Origin of the sequence: Leeuwenhoekiella sp. CH_XMU1409-2 (genome assembly GCF_037029365.1) — a bacterium.
Lineage (GTDB): Bacteria > Bacteroidota > Bacteroidia > Flavobacteriales > Flavobacteriaceae > Leeuwenhoekiella > Leeuwenhoekiella blandensis.
In genome coordinates this window covers 382,243-390,000 of sequence record NZ_JAYMEI010000002.1, presented here as the reverse complement: position 1 = coordinate 390,000, position 7,758 = coordinate 382,243, and the positions used below count along the sequence as shown (strand labels likewise).

Below are 7,758 nucleotides of genomic sequence, written 5' to 3'. Positions count from 1 at the left end.
AATGTGCGTTGCTCTCCGTGAAAGCGGCTGCAAATATACAAACCTTTTTTATTACTAAACAAATAAAATTTAAAGTTTTTTTTAAGCCTGTTTTTTATCGCTTTTATAAGAACTAATCCGCTTTCCTTACCGAAAAACGGGAGGGCAAAGATACCACCTTTTTTCCTTTATAAACAAGCTTTTTTTAAACTTTATTTTTGACGCCGTCAAATGGATTTTAAATCCAAAAGGACTACCTCAAAACAAAAATCCTATCATCAGTAAATTCCCCACGAGATCAACCCGAAGGCGGTTTACTTTATCTGCATTTCTAAGAACGTAAAACCGTTTTTTATATCCGATTTTGGAGGCGCAAATATAGAACGATTATCCAACCCCGCAAGCACTTTTTGAAAGTATTTTTAAATTAATTTACTAGCCCCTTGTTTACAGCTGATTACATTCTTAATATTTTTAAAAAAACTTCTGGATATACTCATACAATCAAAATAATAAACGATCGAGGCAGCTTCTAAAAAAGCAAAATCCCGAATTTTATTGGATTTACTCGATGAACTACACAGAAACCAATAGCTATTAGCCCGAAAAAAAGCTTGGGTTAGGGATTGAGCGGCGTGTTTGAGCTCTTATTGCGCTGCTAAAAGCGCAATAAAGCGAGTAGCGAAAGCCCGGTTGCTGTCAAAAACAGCAAAACCCTATAAAAAGAAATTCCACACCAGACCAAAGCGAAACGTGAAATCACGATAGGGATAACCCGGTGCTGAATAATAATCTGAAGGACTTACCAAAGAATTTATATGCTCGGCAATAAAAAAGATGCGCGTCTGACGCACTTTCATATTGAAAAATAGATCCAATAATGGGAATCCACCTAGTTCCTGATCGTTTTGAACATAGAATTCAGCTAAAACAGGATCGTAAGCATTCATATTGTACTCAGTAAAATAATTAAACCTGAAACCGGTTTCTACAAAAAGGGCTTTTTGAAACCATTGGTCTGTATAATATAAAGTATTGCGCGTGATCACTTCGGGTACATTCAGATAACTCATACCCGAACTTACGTTTTGATAGGCTACCGTATTATCAAGTGCAAATTTTCCGAATCTGAATTCCTTATTAAGTTTCAGCTTTAGATAAGTAACATTTTCTCCTGCCTGAAAAGATTGGGTTAACCCCAAATCATTCTTAGCGAAATAGACATAATCTGCTATATTAACCAACTCAGCCGATGCGTTTAGCCATTTATTAGATTGCATATTAAAATACAGCGAACTGGTTTTTACATTATCATAAGCTTCTGCATTAAACCAATTGTAATTCTCGTAACTGCTTTGATAGAGCAAATGATTATAATTTGCAGGTGCCGAATTGATATGTATACCTCCTGAAAAGTTAGCTTTATCCTTTAGTTCATAAGAAGCTTCTGCTTTAAAATCTAATCCAGAGAAATCACCCACAACATTTGTTTGTGCTTCACCTTTTAACTGAAAGCCTCTATACATCTTTTTATAAGCAGCACCCACAGCAATTAAATCACCCTGAATCCCATTAGGAATACGCCCCTCTTCTTGAATTAGAACCGAATTATACCCGTAATTGTAATACGTATGGTTTGCTTGGAAATTTAAAGTCCCCAATATGTCATTGGAATATTCGACAAACACACGATTATTGAACTCTTCAAGATCGGTACGATCTACCAGATTTGAAGTCACAAAGGAATTACCAAATAAGGTCGTTGCCGGAGAAGCCTGCTCGTATCTATAGAATTTATCTTCATAATTCAGAATATGCCCAACTTGTATTCGGTTTTTAGAGATGCTATCATTTTGTGGAATCAGATCATACCGCTGATTTAAATAAAAGCGCGCACCATCAAGTATATTTTCAGCATCTTCAAAATTAACAGAAAGTCGTGCTCTATCATTAAATTGAGAATTGCCGCTGGCGAAATTCAGCAAAGCCTGATCGGTCAATCCTCCATTTTGTTGATTCATCAAATCCTGAGCTACATAATGCGCTTTGAGATCGTAGCGCTTATTCTTTGTTTGATAGTTAAGCGTAAACCTGAAATTACCTGTACTTGTTAGAAAATTTTGATACTTTCCTAAACTGCGAAGCCCTTTATAAGCGATAGAGAAATTGAAACGTTTGGATTTGTTCATTGTAAAAAAGGCATCCAAATTCTGCCCTTGAGAGAATACACTCTTATAATACAACTCGGTAAATGGTGTTGGCACCTGATAGTAATTAATATCAGCGACTTCCATATAGTTGAAATGACGTGCCCGCGCACCAAACAGCGGCCTGATGTTTTGTGTAGAAAAATCATAAGCCAAGGTATTATAAGTCTGTCCTTCGTTTGAAAACGATAACAACTCAAAATTATCTTTACGCAAGTAATTGTATTTATACAATTTTTCTACAGTAAGTGAAGTATCTACAACAGTCGTGTCATTTTCTACTGAGATAATTTTATAAAGATCTATTGCCGGGCGCTTGAGTTTGTCCCTTAGGTTTTTTTTACGCCGAGTAACACTATCCTCAAAACTATTCCTACCGCCACCTTCTCTTTTTATGCTTGAGTTGTCTTGAGAAAACATCTGTAAACTAAACAAGAATAGCACCACACACTTAAACCCAACTCTAATGCTCATTTTATCTATTTTGTTTGCGAAACTAAAGCTAATAATAGAGATTTTCACTAAAAATTTCATTTTAGCCAAAACCCTTAGGTGCTTTAGTATATTAAAATATGCTATATCACCTAAGTAAACTAAAAAACCGGATAGTTATTATAAACTATCCGGTTTTCACAAATATTAATTAAGGCTAGGCTAAATTAGTTTTGCCCTCCTAAGTTTGTGTTGAATAAGATCTCATTTTGCGGGATCTCATAAGTCAACTTCTCATCATCGTGAGAAAAAGATTGACCCGCAAAATCTAACCAGTTAGAACCTCTGGTACGTGTCTCACGTCTTCTCTTCATAATGAAGTAAGACTGACCTTCACCCCAAAGTTCTAATCTCGCTTGCAGCGCAGCTTCTTCAGCCAATTGATCAGCTGAAAGTGCATCAACGTAAGAAGAATCGTCTAATCTAAGATCTAAAAGCGCCTTCAAACTAGTTCTAGCTGCATTAACGTTACCATTTTCAGCAGCAGCTTCTGCGTGTAATAAATACATCTCAGCAATTCTCATATAGTGTGAATCTGAATCGATATTCACCTGAGGACCTGAAAATAATCCAAAACCGTTTAATTCAGCTCCCTTATAATAGAATTTACCTAATGGTCGTAAAGCTGAATTAAATTGATACAATCTAATATCATCTTCTCTAAAGTTGCTATATAAACCAGCATCCATACCTTTTGGGTTACCTACAGCAGCGTAGCTATAACTGTAAGCATCCATAAAGCCCCACCAAGAAAATAATGAAGCAAGACCTTGTCCTTGAGGAGTAATATCAATCCCCCATAGAACTCCTGGAATGCTATTGATATCGTTGAATCCACCAACACTACCATCTTCACCCGGTAGTAATGCCACTTCATCAGCCGTCATAATTGGATATCCAGCATCTATAACCTTTTTGGCGTACTCTTCAGTTTTAGGCCAGTTATTCATAGCTCCATAAAGTCGAGCTAATAATCCCCTTACAACATCCTGGTTAATTTCAATCTTAGCATCTCTATTAAAACCTTCAAGTAAAGTCTCCGCTTCTAATAAATCATTTAAAGCAACATCAAATACTTCTTGAAGAGTACTTTTAGGCATATCAAGATCGTTTGCACTTGTATAAATAGGTAAAACTTCTTTAGATAAATCTGAAATATCATTCACATAAATGTGAGCAAGGAAATAGTATGCATATCCTCTTAAAGCTTTAGCCTGACCGATAGTGAATCTTCCTGTTTCAGTTTCAGGCACTACATCATTACCACCAGCTCCATCAATAACCAAGTTTGACAAGTTAATGATTCGATATAAGAACCTCCATCCTCTGTAATTGTAAGCATTATCAGGATCTAGAGTTGCAGTTAATTCTGAGATTTGAGTTTGTCTGTTATAACTCTTACCTAAGTGAGCCATATCTGCAGACATCATATCCAACTGAATATACTGCGTTGTAATACCAAAATCTTCTTGGCTATCAGTACCACCACTACCTCTACGGTATAAGTTCTCATAAATACCCAATAAAGTACCTGCTGATACATCTGGGTTAATTTCTGCAGCCTCAGACACCTGCTCCGCAGATAAGGTCTCTGTTGGGTACACCTCTAGATAGTCTTCACTACAAGACGCCAGCAAGAGAAGAGCCCCACCGAAATAAATAATTTTTCTTAACATTTTCATATTTTTTATAAAGTTAAATTAACACCAAATACAATAGTAGAAAGTGGTGCATAGCTATAAAAGTTAGAGTTACCCGTAGCTGATGTAGAAGGGTTAAAACCTTTTCTTGCAGACCAGAAAGCAAGGTTATCACCAGTCACAAAGAAATCAAGGTTAGAAAGGCCCATTTTTTCTACAAAGTTAGCAGGCATTGTATACCCCAAACGAATATTATTTAAAGCCAAGAAATCAGCTTTAGTCAAAAATCTCGTTGAAGTAGCATTTTGCTGAATTTGAAATCTAGCATCTTGACGTGGAATATCAGTAACATCTCCAGGCGACATCCAACGATCTCTGATGTCTACGCTAAAGTTATTGGTACCTGCATAATCATTGTCCATTAAAGAAGCATAAGCTCCATCATAAGACCACCCTCCTAAAGAGTATGCAAATAAAGCACTAAGAGAGAAACCTGCGTACTCTGCATTTAAACGGAAAGATCCAGTAATATCAGGAATTGCAGTCTTGTCAATAAACTTATCTGCTGCTTCAGCGTATACTTCTGTGATATCCTGAGCAATATTTGCATCTGGGTTATCATTCATATAACCAGTTAATGAAGTAATGATCACGTCATCTCCTCCGTAAACACCGTTATTATCAACGTCATCAAAGTAACGCTCCCATTGTGCAGCACCGTTTTCACTGTTTACACCTGCGTAAACTGGCATATACCAGTCATATAAAGATCTACCTGCAGTACGACCGTAGCTACCAGCTTGATCAAATCTTTGCTCCTCACCTGTAGTAGGATCGATAGGAAGAGCTACAAGTTCGTTGCTTAATAATGCTCCATTAATTCCAACATTAAAACGGAACTTACCATTATCTACAACTTTAAAATCTAAATCAAATTCAACACCTGAGTTTAGCATCTCACCGTCATTTACACGAATGTTAGCAAAACCATTTGAAGGTCCTACGTTTCTTGTAAAGAACATATCTGTTGTGGTCTTTCTGTAGTATTCTAACGAACCATCAACAAAGTTTCCTAATTCAAACTCAGCACCTACGTTAAACTGGTTTGAGCTCTCCCAAGTAAGATCTGGGTTACCTCTTGTAGTAAATGCTAATGAGATATTATCATTAAGATTGTTGATAGAGTATAAGTTATAACCAGGATATAGACCTATACCTGCAGAGTTACCAAGAACACCATAACTCGCTTTTAATTTCAAGAAATCCACAAAGTTAGAGCTATTTAAAAACTGTTCTTGAGTTAATACCCAAGCAGCACCTACAGAGTAAAAATTACCCCATTTTTCATTTACAAAACGTGAAGACGCATCTCTGTTAAATGTAGCATTTAAGAAATACTTATTAGCAAAATCCACAGTTGCGTTTGCTATATAACTCTCAGTTCTCTCATCTCTTGTAAACCCGTCACTTGGATTATTAACAACACCATTTGAAATATTTGGCCCAAAAGGAGTTACCAAATTAGAACGGCTCGCTAGCAAATAGTTAAACTCATAAGCAGTCGCAACGTGAGATAGGAATGCAGAAACATTAAATTCGCCAAAACGCTTGTTATAACGCAATCCAGTTCTAAGGGTATAGTTTTGTGTTTCAGATCTTGATCTATCAATTCTACCACCGTCTCCTTGTGAAGGGCTATAGAACGGTTCGTTTAGCGTGGTATTATCATTCATGTAATACTGAAACGCAAAGTTATTCTCTAATGTCAGACCATCTAATAATGTCAACTTGAAGTCATTATTAAAGTTAACCGCATTACCTTTATTGTTGCTGATGTTAATTTGAGAATCAGCCACACCATTGGTAGCAAAACCAAAACCACGACCATCTTCTAAACCATAATCATATAAGAAACCACCGTAAATAGGATCAGGAATTCTGTTACCATCCGCATCTCTACGGAATAATGGGTAGATAGGTGGTATGTTATCAATCCACCAGAACTGAGAAGATGAAGAAGAACCGGTACCATTATTATTTTGCTCACTCTGAGCATAGTTAATAGTAGTAGTTAAATCGATAATATCTAAGATATTATTTGTAGCAGTCACACGACCATTCAATCTCTGGTAATCTGTATTACTTGCATACCCTATATCATCGATAAAACCAAATGAAGCGTATACTGAAGACTTTTCTCCGCTATTTGAAACAGAAACATTAGCCTCTGTTCTGTTAGAGCTTTGAAAAGCAAAATCCTCCCAACTCTCTGGAGTATATCTTCTAGTTACACCCGGACGTACCATACCGGTTGCCGGATCAATTAATTGGGCAACAGCCGCTGCATCACTACCTCCAATATTCCACATATTATATACAGGCGAAATATCAGAAACATCTGCATTAGCCCCTTCGAATAAGTTGGCATTTGCATAGTCGATTGCGGCAGCTTGATCACCGTCGTTTTCTAACAAACCTCTTTGATAGATTCCTTCCCAAGAAATTCCAATATATTCTTCAGGAGAACTAATTGTTTCATATCTGTCAATACCTTGATAGTTTGTACCGGTTTTGATTGACACATTTAAACGACTTGCTTCACCCTTACCTTTCTTAGTTGTAATTACAATTACCCCATTTGCACCTCGCGCACCATACAGTGATGTTGCAGATGCATCCTTAAGAATAGTAACCGATTTGATATCATTAGGATTGATATCATTAAGACTTCCTCCAAATGGAGCGTCATCAACTACATAAAGAGGATCATTACTACCATTGATAGATCCAAAACCGCGGATTCTAATTTGCGAAGTACTACCAGGCTGACCAGTTGTGTTAAATACTGCAACTCCAGCTGCCTCTCCCGCTAGTGCCTGAGAAACGTTTGAAAAAGACTTCTTTGAGATTTGTTCACCTCCTACAACTTTTGCTGAACCTGCAAATGACGTTTTAGACACATTACCAAAACCAGTAACAACCACTTCATCTAGCTCCTCACCTGCTTGCATGGAAACACTGATAGTTGAAGAAGCTCCTACAGTTACTACTTGATCTTGAAAACCAATGTAAGAAAAAACAAGGTTCTGCCCTTGCTCTGCGCTGATAGAATAATTCCCATCAAAGTCAGTTTGAGTACCAACACTGGTTCCTTGAACCACAATGTTTACTCCTGGTAGCGGCATACTATTGCCGTCAGTTACTGTACCAGTAACAGTTTTTTGCTGAGCGAATGTCAACTGTGTTAAAAACAGCAAACCTAGCGCTAAGCACCACGTAATTTTTGATTTCATAAATTTATTTATTTGAATTAGCCATCGCAAACATCATAAAACTTTCTTAGAATTACAACGAAAATTTAGACACTTTTAAGATTTAACATATCAAATAATCAATAAAGCGCTTTTATTTAAGCTTTGTTTAACAGAAAATCACAAAAA

3 protein-coding genes are annotated in these 7,758 nt (G+C 36.7%); all 3 read right to left on the bottom strand.

Going from position 1 to position 7,758, the window contains the following annotated elements:
- Positions 1–695: 695 nt before the first annotated feature.
- Positions 696–2,660 carry a putative porin gene (locus WA338_RS03425; protein WP_273016794.1) on the bottom strand — a complete coding sequence of 655 codons (1,965 nt, stop codon included), beginning with the start codon at positions 2,658–2,660 and terminating at the stop codon, positions 696–698.
- Between the two features lie 185 nt (positions 2,661–2,845).
- Positions 2,846–4,282: a RagB/SusD family nutrient uptake outer membrane protein gene (locus tag WA338_RS03420; RefSeq protein ID WP_336092071.1), complete on the bottom strand. Its 1,437-nt coding sequence runs from the start codon at positions 4,280–4,282 to the stop codon at positions 2,846–2,848.
- 83 nt (positions 4,283–4,365) lie between these two features.
- The gene (locus WA338_RS03415) at positions 4,366–7,611 is read right to left on the bottom strand and encodes a SusC/RagA family TonB-linked outer membrane protein (RefSeq protein WP_336092069.1); all 3,246 of its coding nucleotides are present in this window, start codon (positions 7,609–7,611) and stop codon (positions 4,366–4,368) included.
- Between the last annotated feature and the right edge of the window lie 147 nt (positions 7,612–7,758).